General features: G+C 41.0%; 16 protein-coding genes, 2 tRNA genes and 1 pseudogene. 12 read left to right on the top strand and 7 right to left on the bottom strand.

Annotated elements, in window-relative coordinates; genetic code table 11:
- From FTT94_RS00600 to FTT94_RS00585, 4 genes are all read left to right on the top strand, one after another.
- Nucleotides 1–307 (top strand): hypothetical protein (locus FTT94_RS00600; protein WP_218954276.1); only part of this gene is annotated, 307 nt, incomplete at its 5' end.
- A 55-nt stretch (nt 308–362) separates the two neighbouring features.
- Nucleotides 363–884, top strand: a complete 522-nt coding sequence (locus FTT94_RS00595) for a PadR family transcriptional regulator (protein ID WP_180123717.1) — start codon at nt 363–365, stop codon at nt 882–884.
- Complete coding sequence (locus FTT94_RS00590) at nt 881–1,222, top strand: DUF3861 domain-containing protein (RefSeq protein WP_180123718.1); 342 nt, start codon at nt 881–883, stop codon at nt 1,220–1,222. The genes FTT94_RS00595 and FTT94_RS00590 overlap by 4 nt, the downstream gene beginning before the upstream one ends.
- A complete protein-coding gene (locus tag FTT94_RS00585; RefSeq protein ID WP_168378390.1) occupies nt 1,215–1,475 on the top strand; it encodes a DUF2798 domain-containing protein in 261 nt (86 codons plus the stop codon). Before FTT94_RS00590 ends, FTT94_RS00585 begins: the two co-directional genes overlap by 8 nt.
- A 13-nt stretch (nt 1,476–1,488) precedes the next feature.
- Here the strand turns inward: FTT94_RS00585 and FTT94_RS00580 are convergent, their stop codons facing one another.
- Nucleotides 1,489–1,839: a co-chaperone YbbN gene (locus FTT94_RS00580; RefSeq protein ID WP_180020679.1), complete on the bottom strand. Its 351-nt coding sequence runs from the start codon at nt 1,837–1,839 to the stop codon at nt 1,489–1,491.
- Between the two features lie 131 nt (nt 1,840–1,970).
- On the opposite strand from FTT94_RS00580, the gene FTT94_RS00575 reads away from it, so the two are divergent.
- Nucleotides 1,971–2,963: an NAD(P)H-quinone oxidoreductase gene (locus FTT94_RS00575; protein WP_180170032.1), complete on the top strand. Its 993-nt coding sequence runs from the start codon at nt 1,971–1,973 to the stop codon at nt 2,961–2,963.
- A gap of 155 nt (nt 2,964–3,118) precedes the next feature.
- Here FTT94_RS00575 and FTT94_RS00570 read toward each other — a convergent pair.
- Together FTT94_RS00570 and FTT94_RS00565 are read right to left on the bottom strand one after the other, a co-directional pair.
- Nucleotides 3,119–3,204, bottom strand: a tRNA-Leu gene (locus tag FTT94_RS00570).
- A 10-nt stretch (nt 3,205–3,214) separates the two neighbouring features.
- A tRNA-Cys gene (locus FTT94_RS00565) sits at nt 3,215–3,288 on the bottom strand.
- Nucleotides 3,289–3,440: 152 nt separating this feature from the next.
- Between FTT94_RS00565 and folD the strand changes: the two genes are divergently transcribed.
- Both folD and FTT94_RS00555 read left to right on the top strand, forming a co-directional pair.
- Complete coding sequence (gene folD, locus FTT94_RS00560) at nt 3,441–4,289, top strand: bifunctional methylenetetrahydrofolate dehydrogenase/methenyltetrahydrofolate cyclohydrolase FolD (protein ID WP_078192972.1); 849 nt, start codon at nt 3,441–3,443, stop codon at nt 4,287–4,289.
- Between the two features lie 265 nt (nt 4,290–4,554).
- Complete coding sequence (locus FTT94_RS00555; RefSeq protein WP_078189884.1) at nt 4,555–5,223, top strand: methyltransferase; 669 nt, start codon at nt 4,555–4,557, stop codon at nt 5,221–5,223.
- Between the two features lie 66 nt (nt 5,224–5,289).
- Here FTT94_RS00555 and FTT94_RS00550 read toward each other — a convergent pair whose 3' ends face one another.
- The 3 genes and pseudogenes from FTT94_RS00550 to FTT94_RS00540 form a co-directional block, all read right to left on the bottom strand.
- Nucleotides 5,290–5,718, bottom strand: coding sequence for a hypothetical protein (locus tag FTT94_RS00550; RefSeq protein ID WP_180170035.1), 429 nt, complete (start codon nt 5,716–5,718; stop codon nt 5,290–5,292).
- 198 nt (nt 5,719–5,916) lie between these two features.
- Entirely contained in the window at nt 5,917–7,236 is a 1,320-nt protein-coding gene (locus tag FTT94_RS00545; protein ID WP_078190125.1) for an MFS transporter, read from the bottom strand.
- Between the two features lie 287 nt (nt 7,237–7,523).
- Nucleotides 7,524–7,700, bottom strand: a pseudogene (locus FTT94_RS00540) (alpha-ketoglutarate permease); the annotation flags it as partial.
- A 355-nt stretch (nt 7,701–8,055) separates the two neighbouring features.
- On the opposite strand from FTT94_RS00540, the gene glpD reads away from it, so the two are divergent.
- Entirely contained in the window at nt 8,056–9,573 is a 1,518-nt protein-coding gene (glpD, locus tag FTT94_RS00535) for a glycerol-3-phosphate dehydrogenase (protein WP_180170031.1), read from the top strand.
- A gap of 80 nt (nt 9,574–9,653) precedes the next feature.
- On the opposite strand, the gene FTT94_RS00530 is transcribed toward glpD, so the two are convergent.
- Complete coding sequence (locus tag FTT94_RS00530) at nt 9,654–11,486, bottom strand: phosphoenolpyruvate carboxykinase (GTP) (protein ID WP_180007483.1); 1,833 nt, start codon at nt 11,484–11,486, stop codon at nt 9,654–9,656.
- Between the two features lie 413 nt (nt 11,487–11,899).
- On the opposite strand from FTT94_RS00530, the gene FTT94_RS00525 reads away from it, so the two are divergent.
- The 4 genes from FTT94_RS00525 (at nt 11,900) to groL (ending at nt 15,786) form a co-directional block, all read left to right on the top strand.
- Nucleotides 11,900–12,838 (top strand): diacylglycerol kinase family protein, encoded by a 939-nt coding sequence (locus FTT94_RS00525; RefSeq protein ID WP_180170030.1) that lies wholly within the window; start codon nt 11,900–11,902, stop codon nt 12,836–12,838.
- Nucleotides 12,819–13,604, top strand: coding sequence for a metallophosphoesterase (locus FTT94_RS00520; protein ID WP_180170029.1), 786 nt, complete (start codon nt 12,819–12,821; stop codon nt 13,602–13,604). Before FTT94_RS00525 ends, FTT94_RS00520 begins: the two co-directional genes overlap by 20 nt.
- Before the next feature lie 183 nt (nt 13,605–13,787).
- Nucleotides 13,788–14,078: a co-chaperone GroES gene (gene groES, locus FTT94_RS00515; RefSeq protein WP_078192966.1), complete on the top strand. Its 291-nt coding sequence runs from the start codon at nt 13,788–13,790 to the stop codon at nt 14,076–14,078.
- Nucleotides 14,079–14,151: 73 nt separating this feature from the next.
- Nucleotides 14,152–15,786, top strand: coding sequence for a chaperonin GroEL (groL, locus tag FTT94_RS00510; protein WP_180170028.1), 1,635 nt, complete (start codon nt 14,152–14,154; stop codon nt 15,784–15,786).
- The last annotated feature ends 6 nt before the right edge of the window (nt 15,787–15,792 follow it).

Below are 15,792 nucleotides of genomic sequence, written 5' to 3'. Positions count from 1 at the left end.
AATGCCAATATATAAGTTGACTTTGCATGATACGTATTTTAATTGGAGCTGTATTAACTTTGGAATTTCATATTCTAGCTACTTAGGTACGCATGAAAGTCAAATGGATATTTATGTTGGTGATGGTGCTATTCCGCTAGATATAGCTAAAATAGATCGAAATGCTAATAAAAATGGATCAGTTAGGATAAGGCCATTTAAGGGTAAAAAATTACAATTCTGGTTTAGTGAAAATTGTAAACCGATGGAAGTAGTTAATATTTTAATTGAAGCTCCAAACAAAATAAGAATTAAAAAAGTAGGTTAATATAATTCAATTGTATTAAGATATATCTTAATTAATCTTAAGGTGTATCTTTGCGATGTCAAATTCAGACCTTCTCGACGGTAGCGATAGTCTAGTTAAAACCCGAAAACGTCTGTTTGAAGCAGGGCACATGAAACTATTGGTGCTGCATCTTATTTCCCAAGCGCCTAAGTTTAGTTACGACATCATTAAAGATGTCGGCGCAATCGTTGGCGGCGGTTACAGTCCAAGCACAGGGACAATTTACCCAACGCTGAATTACCTCGAAGAACAGCAATACATACACGCAGAACTGAATGCCGAAGACCGTAAACAATACAGCGTTACGCAGTCAGGCATACAACACCTAGATGCAGAAAAAGCCACAGTAGAGAAAATCCTCTGCCGTTTTGATACCCGCAAGCAAATTCATAACAATGAACAATATGTCGACATTAAACGCGCGATGGAAAACCTAAAAGCATCACTGCGCATCAAAATTCAGCACTGTGAACTGACACCTGAACAGGTGTATGCCATTGCAGAAAAAATCGATCAGGCGGCTGTCGAAATCAGCCGTATGGAGGTGACGCAATGAAACAGCATCAATATGAAATTACGCTCAAACACATTGCTGATGCGCAGGGCAATCCATCGACCTATACCGAAGCTTTGCAGTTTAATGCCTACAACCATGATGACATGTTTAAGGTGCTGGAGCATTTGAGCAAAGCGCAATTGTTAGATGATGAAAAGACCAAAGCCTTTGTCGTAGGTCTGAAACTGTTTGGTGAAACCTTGCTGGAAAATAAAGATCATCCTTTATTTAAAGATTTCATGCCGCATTTTGGTCAGTTTATGAAAACACTGAAACAAACCGTGAAAACTAAAAATGCACAATCAGCAACGATAGAACAAGGTGAAAGCCATGAATAGTCTCCCCAAATTTCATCCGAAGCATCTCACGTGGTTAATGCCTTTGATTCTATCTGGCATTATGAGTGGTTCAATTTCTTGCTTTAATATTTATTTAAAAGTCGGTGCGGTTGAGGGCTTTTTAGGGATTTGGTTAGATGCTTGGAGCCTATCGTGGATGATGGCTTTTCCGCTCATTTTGATCGTGTTGCCATTGGTGCGTAATACGCTAATGAAGTTTGTACGCCTACCAAATGAGCCTGCATCCAAATAAAAGGTACATCTATTTAGTCATGAGTTGAGTGTGACTGCATCGCATCTTGAATGATGGCTGTTAATTCAGTCAGTGATTTGACACCTGCAATACGTTGAATCACTTTCCCGCGATAAAACAGCAAGGTAGAGGGTAGTCCATAAACGTTATAACGCAATGTCAGTATCGGTGAGGAATCAATATTCACTTTGCCAAATTTAAGCCGTGTATGCTGCGCTGACATTTGACTTGCGCACTGCTCAAATACTGGGAAGTTCTGTACACAGGGCGCGCACCAGTCTGCATAGAAGCGAATCACGGCAAAACCATCAAACCATTCATAGTCACTGGCGTTATCTTCATTGTATTCAACGATCTGAGACATGCTTGGCCTATTATTCATTTACGAAATACACTACAAATTATACATAAGTCCATGTTTATTCATTCTGCGCCATTTCTATGTTCAAATAGTGCAGAGATAGATGAATATTCAATAATTGAAAAGGGAAAACAATGTCACAGCAAAGCATGCAGCAGGTCATTATTACTGAGCCGGGCGGTGTAGATAAACTGGCCTATGAAAGTGTTGCCATCCCAGAAGCGAAAGCAGATGAAGTGTTGGTTAAAGTGCATGCCTTTGGCATCAACCGTCCAGACATTTTACAGCGTCAAGGTTTATACCCAATGCCGAAAGGCGTAACGCCAGTACCAGGTTTAGAGGTTGCGGGTGAAGTGGTTGCTGTGGGTGCAGAGGTTACTTTATTTCAAGTAGGTGATAAGGTTTGCGGTCTGACCAATGGCGGCGGTTATGCAGAATATTGCGTGGTGCCTGAAAGCCAAACCATTGCGATTCCTGAAGGCGTCAGCTTTACTCAAGCTGCAGCGATTCCTGAAACATTCTTTACCGTTTGGGCGAATGTATTCCAAATGGGCAAAGCCAAAGCAGGTGAAACGGTGCTGATTCATGGTGGAACCAGTGGTATTGGAACTACGGCAATCATGCTGTGTAATGCGTTGGGCATGAAAACCTTTGCAACAGTCGGTTCAGATGAAAAAGTGGCAGCGATCTCTGATATCACGCATGCGATTAACTACAAGACTCAAGACTTTGAGCAAGTGATTAATGAAGCGACCAATGAGCAAGGTGTAGATGTCATTTTAGATATTGTTGGAGCACCGTATTTGGCGCAGAACCTCAATTTATTACGTCGTGATGGTCGTTTGGTCTATATCGCATTTTTAGGTGGTTCAAAAGCCAAAGAGGTGAAACTGGGTCAAATCATGATGAAGCGTTTGACCATTACAGGCTCAACCATGCGCGCGCGTAATACTGCAGAAAAAGCAGAGATTGCCAAAGGAATTCAGGAAAATGTTGTTCCGTTATGGTCTAAAGGTGAATGCCTGCCAATGATTTACAAAACATTTAAGTTTGATCAAATTCAAGAAGCACATGCAGCCATGGATACGGGTGACCATGTAGGTAAGATTGTGGTTGAAGTGATCTAAAGTTTTCTTTTTAAAACACGCTGTATTTGGTAGGGTGTTTTAAAATAATAAAAGAGGGCAATGTCCCTCTTTTTTATTGTCTTACTAAATTTTAGGCATAAAAAAACCAGCTTATCGCCGGGTTCTTTATTACACCATCTTCAGTAGTAGAAAAATGGTGCCCGAGGCCAGACTCGAACTGGCACGCTTTGTGGGCGGGGGATTTTAAATCCCCTGTGTCTACCGATTTCACCACTCGGGCTTAACAAGATTGGAGGCGGAGGTCGGAATCGAACCGGCGTACACGGAGTTGCAGTCCGCTGCATGACCACTCTGCCACCCCGCCATGTCTTGTTGATGCGTATATTAGCAAGCTCTGAAAAAAAAACAATAGCAGATTCATCTGTATGAGCATAAAAGCAGCATACAAGGTAAAAAATTTAAAATAATCATGTATTATGTGCAAAATTGATTCATATCATCACTTGGAGAAGTGCCGTGGCATTAGTTTTAGATGGTCGTGCATTGGCGAAGAAAATTGAAGCTGACTTGTTGACTCGCGTAGAAGCGCTAAAAGAGAAAACTGGTCGTACCCCAATTCTTGCGACTATTTTGGTAGGTGACGATGGTGCATCTGCAACTTATGTACGTATGAAAGGGAATGCTTGCCGCCGTGTTGGTATGGATTCATTAAAAGTTGAGCTTCCTAAAGAAACCACAACTGAGCAATTGCTTGCTGAAATTGAAAAATTGAATGCAAATCCAGATGTTCACGGTATTTTGTTACAACACCCCGTACCTGCTCAAATTGATGAGCGTGCATGTTTCGATGCGATCTCTCTTGAAAAAGACGTAGATGGCGTGACTTGCTTAGGTTTTGGTCGTATGGCGATGGGTGAAGCTGCGTATGGTTCTGCGACTCCTGCAGGTATCATGACCATTCTAAAAGAAAACAACATTGAAATCGCAGGTAAACATGCGGTTGTTGTGGGTCGTTCTGCAATTTTAGGTAAACCAATGTCTGCAATGCTGCTTGAAGCGAATGCAACAGTGACTACTTGCCACTCACGTACTCAAAACTTAGCTGACTTTGTTAAGCAAGCTGACATTATTGTGGGTGCGGTAGGTAAAGCTGAATTGATTCAAAAAGATTGGATCAAACCGGGTGCAGTGGTTGTTGACGCTGGCTTCCATCCACGTGATGGCGGCGGTGTAGGTGATATCCAATTGGTGGGTATTGAAGAAGTTGCTTCTGCGTATACACCTGTTCCGGGTGGTGTAGGCCCTATGACCATTACAACGTTGATTCGTCAAACTGTTGAAGCTGCTGAAAAAGCGTTGGGTTAATCTTTTAATAAAAAGATCTTAAAGTCACAACGGAGTCTTACCGTTGTGACTTATAAATGTAAGAAGCTCGTATGTTACTTTTGTTTCGGCAAAAGTAACCAAAACCATTTGTCATCTGCTGAACTCGACATAATCAGCCTTTTGATTAATGGTGTCGCAGAAACAGTGTTCATTCGATTAAGGTCTGTCTCGCACAGCAGCAGATGACGATGTCGCGTATCTGATACGTTTATAAATTCAAATAAAATCATCTCTAAGGCTTAATATGAGCTGTACTTTCCAATTTCCCAAAGCCCCTGAACATTTACTGAAAGCACTGCATGAAGTCATTCCGCATTGTGAATTACATGCACAACAGTTGCCTGAAACCCCCATTTCTTTATGGTTGATACCGCCTGTATTTCCAACCGATAAATTGGATGATGAAGTCATTCGTCGTATATGGAATGATACGCCGTATTGGATCTTTTGTTGGGCTTCAGGGCTTGCAATGGCGCAGTGGTTGTTGGCAGAGCCGCATCATGTCAAAGATAAAGTCGTGTTGGACTTTGGTGCAGGTTCAGGCGTGGTGGCGATTGCCGCGAAAATGGCAGGGGCGAAACGCGTGATCTGCTGTGACATCGACCAAGTGAGCCTAGATGCATGCCGTGCCAATGCAGAGCTAAACAATGTTGAACTCGAATATTTAGATGATCTGTATAAAGCGGAGCAAGTCGATATTTTATTGGCTGCCGATGTGCTGTATGACCAATGCAATCGTTTCTTTTTGGATGAGTTTTTAAAGTTTGCTCCTGAAGTGTGGGTGGCAGACAGTCGTGTGAAAAACTTTAGTCATCCTAAATATGAAAAACTCGATGAACGAAGCGCGACGACATGGCCTGATTTGGATGAATCACCTGAGTTTCGTAATGTGAGTTTTTATAAAACCCTATAATTATTGAACCCATAAAAAAAGACGCTTTAAGCGTCTTCTTTTTTGTCTTTTGAACTGCAAATTTGATTAAGAACAGGTATAGCGAACCACACGTAAGGTTGCAGGGCGAGCATCGAGTGCATCACGTGCGCCTAAGTTTTCAGAGTTACGTAGGTCTGGGGTGTTTGACAGTCCAAAGTTCGCACGTGTATTACCAATTTGACGGCCGTACTGGGTATTTTCCAAAGCAGGATTTGCAATTTCGTTCACGCTTAAGATTTGTAATTTATAGGTCTTTTGCGTATTTAATGCTTTTTGGCAAGCACGTTGTAATTTATTGGCATCCAGTTGTTGGTTTTGGCGACCCGCTAAAGTATATGCAAGTGTTGCGCTATTTGCAGATTTAGACTCTATTTGAAAGCCCGTTTGACCATTAAAAGCACGTGGAGTGCTTTGGCAAGCAGCCATCGACATTGCAACAATACCCAAACTTAAAACTTTGTAAATATTTTTCATCATTCATTCGCCGTGTGTATTTGTACGCTCAGTATGCCATAGTCCGTCTGTCGACTCGATGGCGAAAACCAAGAAAGCCAAAGAAGTTTGATTAACTCTTTGATGCAGCCGAAACGGTGAATAGATGGAAATGGAGATAAAAAAAGCTCATCAAAATAGGCTTTGATGAGCTTAAGTGGAATAGCAGGGCTGAGCGAATTAATCGTCAGTGATCATGCTATGTTTTTTCGTATCTTTCATGAAGACATAGGTAATTAAAGATAAACCAATCATGAATGTAATATAGTAGAAGAAGTAGTTTTCATGGCCTGCATTTTTGAAGCTCAAAGCCACAAGTTCTGCGGTACCACCAAAGAGTGTATTTGCAATGGCATAAGGTAATGCAACACCTAAGGCACGGATATGTGCAGGGAACAACTCTGCTTTCACTACAGCATTAATCGCAGTATAACCAGTGACAATTACCATACCACTCATGCAAAGCATAAATGCTGTGGTTGGGCTAGTCGTAGAACCGATACCGTTGAAAATTGGAATGGTGAAGAGTACACCAAGCACACCAAAGGCGATCATAATTGGCTTACGACCAATTTTGTCTGAAAGCGCACCGACAGCAGGTTGTAAAAGCATAAAGATGAAAATCGCAGCAGTGGTAATTTCGGTAGCTGTGGTTTTCTCAAAGCCAGACGTGTTGACCAAATATTTTTGCAAATAAGTGGTAAAGGTGTTGAACGCTAAAGTACCACCGGCAGTTAACATGATCACAGTGAAGGCTTGTTTAGGATATTTGGTAAATAACGCTAAAGCACCTGATTTTGGACCACCATTTTTAGCCTGTTCTTGGGCTTCTTTAGAGGATTGAGTTTCAACTAAACCGCGACGAATCCAAAACACCACAATAGCGAGCAACGCACCGATGAAGAATGGAACACGCCAGCCCCATTCAGTTAAAGCTTGTTCGGAGAAATTGCGTTGTAGGATAATTAAAACGCAAAGAGCCAATAGCTGACCTGAAATCAGTGTGACATATTGGAAACTTGAGAAGAAACCGCGATGGTTTTTACCTGCCATTTCAGTCAAATAGGTCGCACTAGAGCCATATTCACCACCAACACTTAAGCCTTGGAGTAAACGCGCTAAAAGTAGAATAGCGGGTGCGAGCATCCCTACAGAATCGTAGGTTGGTGCACATGCGATCATCAGTGAGCCGACACACATCAACGATACAGACAGCGTTAAACCTGCTTTACGACCTTTACGGTCAGCATAAATACCCATGACCCATGCGCCGATTGGACGCATTAAGAAACCGAGTGCAAAGACTGCAGCCGCTTGTAAGAGTTTTACAGTATTGTCACCATCAGGGAAAAATTGCGGTGCAAAGTAAAGGGTAAAGGCAGCGTAGACATACCAGTCGTACCATTCAACGAGGTTGCCGGCAGATCCGCCGAGGATAGATTTGACACGAGTTTTTCTATCCAATTGTTCAGGAACAACTGGCTCAGATGAGTTTGACACATCATTCTCCAAGGAATGAATGCAAAACATATCCATTTAAACTCTTTGGGAAAAGTTTAAATCAATATATTTTGTCGAAATGGGAGATGGAACTATATTTATTTAATTTATACTCCTGTTGTCGCAGAAAATCATGCGACTTTAGTCTATAAAATGCGATATTTTTGACCAGATACATTTTTCACGACTAAATGAAAACAACAAAGCCTCATAGATTGAGGCTTTGATGGGGAAAACATGCTGTTTTTGATCAGCTTGATCAATAAGTCATCATCAAATAATTCTGATCAATGCTCCTGAATTTTGGAGTGGTGTTTGGTGTCTTTCATAAAGACGTAGACCAATAACGAAATAAAAATCATGATGGTTACATAGATGAAAAACCATGACTCGTGACCCGCTTCTTTAAAACTTAGCGCAAAGAATTCTGCCGTACCACCAAAGATGGTATTTGCAAGTGCATAAACGGGGTACATCAAAACTGAAGGCTTCTGCAGCTGAACATGCAATATATAAAAGCTTGAAATAAAATTTTAAAAAAGATTAGGTTGAAAAAAAATACAAATCAACTGCTTGTAATTATGTTTGCTTTGAATATAGGTTCTGACTTTAAAATGATTGATTTCATGCTTGAGCCAGCAAGCTTTTAAACGTACATTTAAAATATAACTTCTCATTTATTGAAGGATATAAAAAACTCAGCGTACAGATATCTTGATCAAAATAGGTACTTGATCAAAAAAGCATGATCAATGAGAAAAATAATAAAGCAAAGAAAACGAAGCATTGTTGAATAAAAAGACATAGCGGGAGGGAGCGATGAATACACAACAACAATCAATATATGACATGGTGGTCATTGGTGGTGGAATAAATGGTGTTGGTATTGCCTGTGATGCAGCGGGGCGGGGTTTAAGTGTTTTGCTCTGTGAAAAAGACGATCTCGCGAGCCACACTTCATCTGCAAGTAGCAAATTAATTCATGGTGGTCTGCGCTATTTAGAACATAAAGAATTTCGTTTGGTACGTGAAGCACTCGCAGAACGCGAAGTTCTCCTTAAAAAAGCCCCTCATATTATTCGACCGATGCGTTTTATCATGCCACATGAACCGCACTTACGTCCGGCTTGGCTGATTCGTACTGGATTATTCTTTTATGATTATTTGGGTAAACGTGAACAGCTTGCAGGTTCAAATGGAATTGAATTTGATGTGGAAGCTAGTCCTTTAGCATCCAAATTTACCCGAGGGTTCGAATATTCCGATTGTGCAGTAGATGACGCACGCTTAGTTGTACTCAATGCAATACAAGCACGAGAACATGGTGCACAGATTCTGACTCGAATAGAATGTTTAAATGCATATAGTAAAGGTGGAATTTGGCAGGTATGTCTAAAAAATGCCAAGGGATTGCAAAATGTGCAGGCTAAAGTCTTGGTGAATGCGGCAGGTCCTTGGGTCGCTGACTTTATAAAACAGGGGTTAAAGCAAGAGTCACCTTATGGTATACGGCTGATACAGGGTAGTCATATCATTGTTCCAAAACTTTTTGAGGGTGATAAAGCTTTTATTATGCAAAATGATGATCATCGCATTGTCTTTGCGATCCCTTATTTAGAACAATATACCTTGATCGGCACGACAGATCGTGAATATCACGCAGACCCAAATCGAGTAAAGATAAGCCAGGAAGAAATCGATTACTTGCTTGATGTGTCAAATGATCACTTTAAAACTCAATTGACGCAAACGGACATCATTTCAACTTATTCAGGTGTGCGTCCGCTGTGTGATGATGAGTCAGATAATCCAGCCGCAGTCACGCGAGATTACACCTTGGCACTGACCGATGTAGAAGGGGCTGCATTACTTTCAATCTTTGGTGGCAAACTTACCACTTACCGAAAACTAGCAGAAGCGGCATTAGATCAGCTTAAAACGGTTTTTCATCATCGATCCAAACCTTGGACTGCTGATGCAACATTGCCTGGTGCGGAAAATTTAGAATCGGTAGAGCAGTTGATGGTTGAAATCCAACAAAAAGTGCGAGGGGTTTCGATCAGTCTAGCCAGTCGTTGGGCGCATGCTTATGGAACCCGTGTCTGGATTTTGCTGAATCATTTAACTTCGATTGATGAATTGGGTCAAAACTTTGGACATGGATTGTATGCTCAAGAAGTGGATTATTTGGTCGAGCAGGAGTGGGCGAGAAGTTCTGAAGATATTTTGCAAAGACGGACAAAGTTATATTTGCAATTCAGCGCAGCTGAAGTTGATGTTTTGGATGAATATTTAATGGCAATTCGCATAAAACAAAAAGCTCAAGATGTGGCTTAGTGGATATAAAAAAGACCGCACAAGGCGGTCTTTTAAATCTTTCTTAATCCCTCTTTTAAAGGAGGGAAATTAAAGGTCGATTAAGCAGATTTTTTTACAGCTTCTAAAAGTTCGTCTTGACGTACTTTAAGTGCTTTTGGTAAGCGATCACCAAGTTTGTTGAACAATTCAGTGTGGCTTTCAAGTTCTTTGATCCATTGATCTTTATCTTGAGAAGTTACAAGCTCGAATTGCTCTTTAGTGAAGTCTGAACCAGTCCAGTTCAATTGTTCGTATGTTGGAACAAGGCCGATAGGTGTTTCAACAGCGTCTGCACGACCTTCACAACGGTCAATGATCCACTCAAGAACACGCATGTTTTGACCGAAACCAGGCCATACAAAGTTACCTTCAGCATCACGACGGAACCAGTTCACGTTGTAGATACCAGGAAGTTTATTGCCAGCAGCTTTAGCTTTAGCAGCAACTTCTTCACCAAGTTCTAACCAGTGAGAGAAGTAGTCAGCCATGTTGTAACCCGCAAATGGAAGCATTGCGAATGGGTCACGACGAACGATACCTTGTTGACCAACAGCAGCAGCAGTTGTTTCAGAGCCCATAGTTGCAGCTTTGTAAACACCGTCAACCCAGTCAAATGCTTCTGAAATTAGAGGCACTGTGTCTGCACGACGACCACCGAAGATGAACGCAGAAATTGGAACACCTGCTGGATTTTCCCAGTCGGCATCAATAGAAGGACATTGACCAGCTGAAACAGTGAAACGAGCATTTGGATGAGCTGCTTTTTCTTCGCCGGTGTGTGGTTGACCTTTCCAGTTAGTCAAGTTAGCAGGCGCTTCTTTAGTCAGACCTTCCCACCATACTTCACCTTCGTCAGTTACAGCAACGTTGGTATAGATTACGTCTTTATGAAGAGTCGCCATACAGTTCGGATTCGTTTTGGTATTTGTACCAGGTGCTACACCGAAGAAACCAGCTTCAGGGTTGATTGCATATAAACGACCATCTTCACCTGGTTTGATCCAAGCAATATCGTCACCTACAGTTTCAATTTTCCAACCTTCGTAACCCGCTGGTGGAATCAACATCGCGAAGTTTGTTTTACCACAAGCAGAAGGGAATGCAGCTGCGATGTAGTGTTTTTCGCCTTGTGGGTTAGTCACGCCAAGGATGAGCATGTGTTCAGCTAACCAGCCTTGTTGACGACCCATAGAAGATGCAATACGTAAAGCTAGGCATTTTTTACCCAACAATGCGTTACCGCCGTAACCAGAACCGTAAGACCAGATTTCACGAGTTTCTGGATAATGAACGATGTATTTTTCAGGGTTGCAAGGCCAAGCAACGTCTTTTTGACCTTCTTCAAGCGGAGCACCAACAGTGTGTACGCAAGGAATGAAGTCACCGTCAGTACCAAGTACGTCATAAACAGCTTTACCCATACGAGCCATTTTAGACATGCTTACAGCAACGTAAGGAGAATCAGTAAGTTCGATACCGATGTGAGCAATATGAGAACCTAAAGGACCCATAGAGAAAGGAACTACGTACAAAGTACGGCCTTTCATTGAACCGTCAAATAAACCATTCAGACGAGCACGCATTTCAGCTGGAGCTTCCCAGTTGTTTGTTGCGCCTGCATCTTCTTGTTTTTCAGAACAGATGTAAGTACGACCTTCAACACGAGCAACGTCAGAAGGATCAGAATTAGCAAGGTAAGAACCAGGATGTTTTTCTTGGTTAAGTTCTTGCATAGTGCCGTTAGCGATCATCAAGTCGATATAACGTTGATATTCTTCTGCGCTACCGTCACACCATTCGATTTTTGCTGGTTTGGTTAATTTGGCAATTTCTTCCACCCAAGCAATGAGCTTAGGGTGACGAACGAATTCTGGTGCGTTCACTTGGGTCATGGTGAGGCCTATCTCAAAAATGTACTAACCGTACAAAGTATAATCTGCATCATGGGATACATCATGCAGATAAAAGATGAAAAAAAAGTGGCTGTATTAAAGCATAAAATCATAAAAAAAATAAGACTAAAGAAGTGGTAGATTTTTTTTGGTAGTTAATGCTATTTATGTTAAATATGTATAAAATACAATATGTTAGAATATTTTATGATGGGTTTTAACTTTATTTATTAATGTGATGGACAATATTTTATATAGTTATTTTTAATAAAAACAAAAAGTTGCATGTAATTGATATTTGAGAATTATTATTGATTAAATAAATGGTGGTAATTCGATTTTTACATAAAGGCGCTATTATTTGCTGTTAAATTCGACAAAATACAAAACTAAGCGGCCAAGATGTATAAAAAGTGATTAAACAAGCCAAGCCTTTATCTATTATTTATAATAAAAAATCAGGATTTCATGCTGCAAACAAAGATGAAGTCTACGAGGAACTTGTGCGGATATTATCCGATCATGATTTCGAAATACAGTCTTTTGAGCTTGGGCAGGAAGCCAGTTTTGATACTTTAATGAGCAAGGTGTTTGCACGCCACCAAGACCCAGATAATTTGGGCGTTGTCGTTGCTGCAGGTGGTGATGGAACCTTAAATGCTGTTGCTCATCAGTTGATGCATACCGATATTCCTATGGGGATCTTACCTTTAGGCACATTTAATTATGTGGCGCGGGTACTCAATATTCCTCTCGATTTAATTCAAGCGGCACAGGTGATTGCGACAGGCAATAATCGACAGGTGCATGTGGCGCAAATCAACGAACATATCTATTTAAACAATGCCAGTTTAGGCTTGTATCCATTATTTATACAAAAAAGAGAGTTTTATAATCAAAAGTTTGGGCGTTTCCCATTGCATGCTTATACCTCAGGTTTGGATGTGCTGATTCGAGATCGCAAAGAGCTGAAACTGGAAATCGAAGTGGATCATCATATTTATCCAGTCAAAACGCCCTTGATCTTTTTTGGCAATAATCAATTGCAATTGGCCGATTTAAACTTGCAAATTGCTAAGGATGCAGAGGCAGGTAAAGTTGCAGGTGTGGTGGTCGCAAAAAGTGATAAGAAAACGTTATTTAAAATTTTATGGCAGTTGATCCGTGGCAATATCGACAATGCACCAGATGTGTATAGTTTTGCCGCTGATGAAGTCACCATACATACCCAACGAAAAAAAATGACCGTTGCTGTGGATGGTGAGATTGTAGAAATGAAACCGCCGTTGAAAATTCGAGTGCAAAAACAAGCCTTAAAGATACGGGTGCCACATGATACTGCATCTGTCTGATCTGCATTTTGGCACTGAAAAGCCAGAGTGTATGCGCGCGATTCAACAATTTTGTCACGAACAGCGTATCGAGGCCGTGGTTGCCAGTGGAGACTTGACCCAACGTGCGCGTTATCGTCAGTTTTATGCATGTAAGCAATTTTTAGAAAGCTTAAAGTTGCCATATATCGTTGTACCAGGGAATCACGATATTCCGCTATATCATTTATGGAACCGTGTTTTTAGCCCTTTTGCACGTTATCAACTTTTTTTTGGTGCCATGGAAAATGTACTGGAAACCGAGCATTTTTATTTAATTGGGATCAATAGTATTCGCCGTCGTTACCATACGCGAGGGCATGTATCGCTCGAGCAAATACATCATGTCGAGGAATTACTTAAACATGCGCCGCCCAATAAAGTGAAATTAATCATAGCGCATCAACCTTTTTATACGCCGCCCAATGACCCGCATGGTGTGAAAGATTGTCCTGTTCAAGGGCGTTTGGCACTCGAACAGTGGAGTCAACACGGTTTAAATGGTTTATTGCATGGACATTTACATGTTCCAGCCAGCTATGACCTCAATCAGATTTATACTTTAGGTGCTGCGCATCCAGTTTGGGATATTCATGCTGGAACTGCAACATCATATCGCCTACACGATAACCTTGCCAACAGTTTTAATGTCATTGATGAGCAGATGAATGTGCAGCATTATTTTTATCATTCAAAGTTAAAAATATTCGAAGAAAATCTTAGTACTCATATTTTGGATGAGCTTTAATCCTTTAAATTTAAATTTTGAAGAAAAAAAATACAAAAAAATGAAAAAAATTAAATTTTGCCCTTGAAGGGTTTTTTTCCATCCCCACAAAAGTGTCATCTAAATTATTTTTTGTCGATGGCTTACGGAAATCAAAATGTCATCGTCTTTTATCTAGTAAATAGACTTAGTCTGGAGTTAACTATGAGCAATATTCGTCCTTTGCATGACAACGTTGTGATTCGCCGTGTTGAAAAGGAAACTAAAACTGCTGGTGGTCTTATTTTAAGTACTTCAGCAGCTGAACAACCTGCTCAAGGCGAAGTAATCGCTGTAGGTAATGGCAAAGTAACTGACAATGGCGTACGTGCATTAGACGTTAAAGTTGGTGACAACGTATTGTTTGGCACTTATGCCGGTACAAAAGTAAAAGTAGCAGGCGAAGAGCTTCTTATTATGAAAGAGTCTGACATCTTAGCGGTACTTGAAGCTTAAGTTTCGTACACGCATTTAGACCCTTTTATTCATCATAAATTGTTAAAAATTTTAAAAAGATTCGGAGTTAGACATGTCAGCTAAAGACGTAAAATTTGGTGATTCAGCGCGTTCAAAAATGATCGCGGGTGTAAATGTACTTGCAGATGCTGTAAAAGTGACTTTAGGTCCTAAAGGCCGTAACGTTGTCATCGACCGTTCTTTCGGTGCACCTCACATCACTAAAGATGGTGTAACTGTTGCTAAAGAAATTTCTTTAAAAGACAAGTTTGAAAACATGGGTGCTCAACTTGTTCGTGAAGTTTCTTCAAAAACAAATGACATCGCGGGTGATGGTACAACGACTGCAACTGTACTTGCTCAAGCAATCCTAAATGAAGGGATCAAATCAGTTACTGCTGGTATGAACCCAATGGATCTTAAACGCGGTATCGACATCGCGGTTAAAGCTGTTGTTGCTGAAATTAAAGCGACTGCTAAACCTGCTTCTGACTCTAAAGCCATTGAACAAGTAGGTTCGATCTCTGCGAACTCTGACACCACTGTTGGTAAACTTATTGCTCAAGCAATGGAAAAAGTCGGTAAAGAGGGTGTAATTACAGTTGAAGAGGGTTCAGGCTTTGAAGATTCTCTAGATGTTGTAGAGGGTATGCAGTTTGACCGTGGTTACATCAGCCCGTACTTTGCAAACAAACAAGATACACTAACAGCTGAACTTGAAAACCCATACATTCTTCTTGTTGATAAAAAAATCAGCAACATCCGCGAATTAATTGCTGTACTTGAAGCTGTTGCTAAAACAGGTAAACCGCTTCTTATCATTGCTGAAGATGTTGAAGGTGAAGCACTTGCAACTCTTGTTGTAAACAACATGCGTGGCATTATCAAAGTTTGTGCTGTTAAAGCACCTGGTTTTGGTGATCGTCGTAAAGCGATGCTTCAAGACATCGCGATTTTAACTGGCGCGACTGTAGTTTCTGAAGAGGTTGGTATGTCTTTAGACCAAACTACACTCGAGCACTTAGGTACAGCGCATAAAGTGACTGTTTCTAAAGAAAACACAGTGATTGTGGACGGTGCTGGTAATGCAGCTCAAATCGCTGAACGTGTAACTCAAATCCGTGCTCAAATTGAAGAATCTACTTCAGAATACGACAAAGAAAAACTTCAAGAACGCGTTGCTAAATTGGCAGGCGGTGTTGCTGTAATCAAAATCGGCGCTGCAACTGAAGTTGAAATGAAAGAGAAGAAAGATCGCGTTGACGATGCACTTCATGCAACTCGTGCTGCAGTTGAAGAAGGTGTTGTAGCAGGTGGTGGTGTTGCACTTGTACGTGCTGCAAAAGCACTTGAAGGTGTGTCTGGTGCTAACGATGACCAAAATGTTGGTATCAACATTTTACGTCGTGCAATTGAAGCACCGCTTCGTCAAATCGTTGCGAACTCTGGTGATGAGCCATCAGTTGTAATCAATGCTGTGAAAAACGGTGAAGGTAACTTCGGTTATAACGCTGCAACTTCAGAGTATGGCGATATGTTAGAAATGGGTATTCTTGACCCAGCGAAAGTAACACGTTCTGCGCTTGAGCATGCTGCATCTGTTGCGGGCTTAATGCTTACAACTGAATGTATGATTACTGAAATCCCAGAAGACAAACCTGCTATGCCTGATATGGGCGGTATGGGTGGCATGGGCGGTATGATGTAAGCTAAT

Source organism: Acinetobacter sp. YH12027 (genome assembly GCF_013420085.1).
Lineage (GTDB): Bacteria > Pseudomonadota > Gammaproteobacteria > Pseudomonadales > Moraxellaceae > Acinetobacter > Acinetobacter amyesii.
Note: the sequence above shows the minus strand (reverse complement) of the source record. Positions and strands in the feature narration are given on the sequence as shown.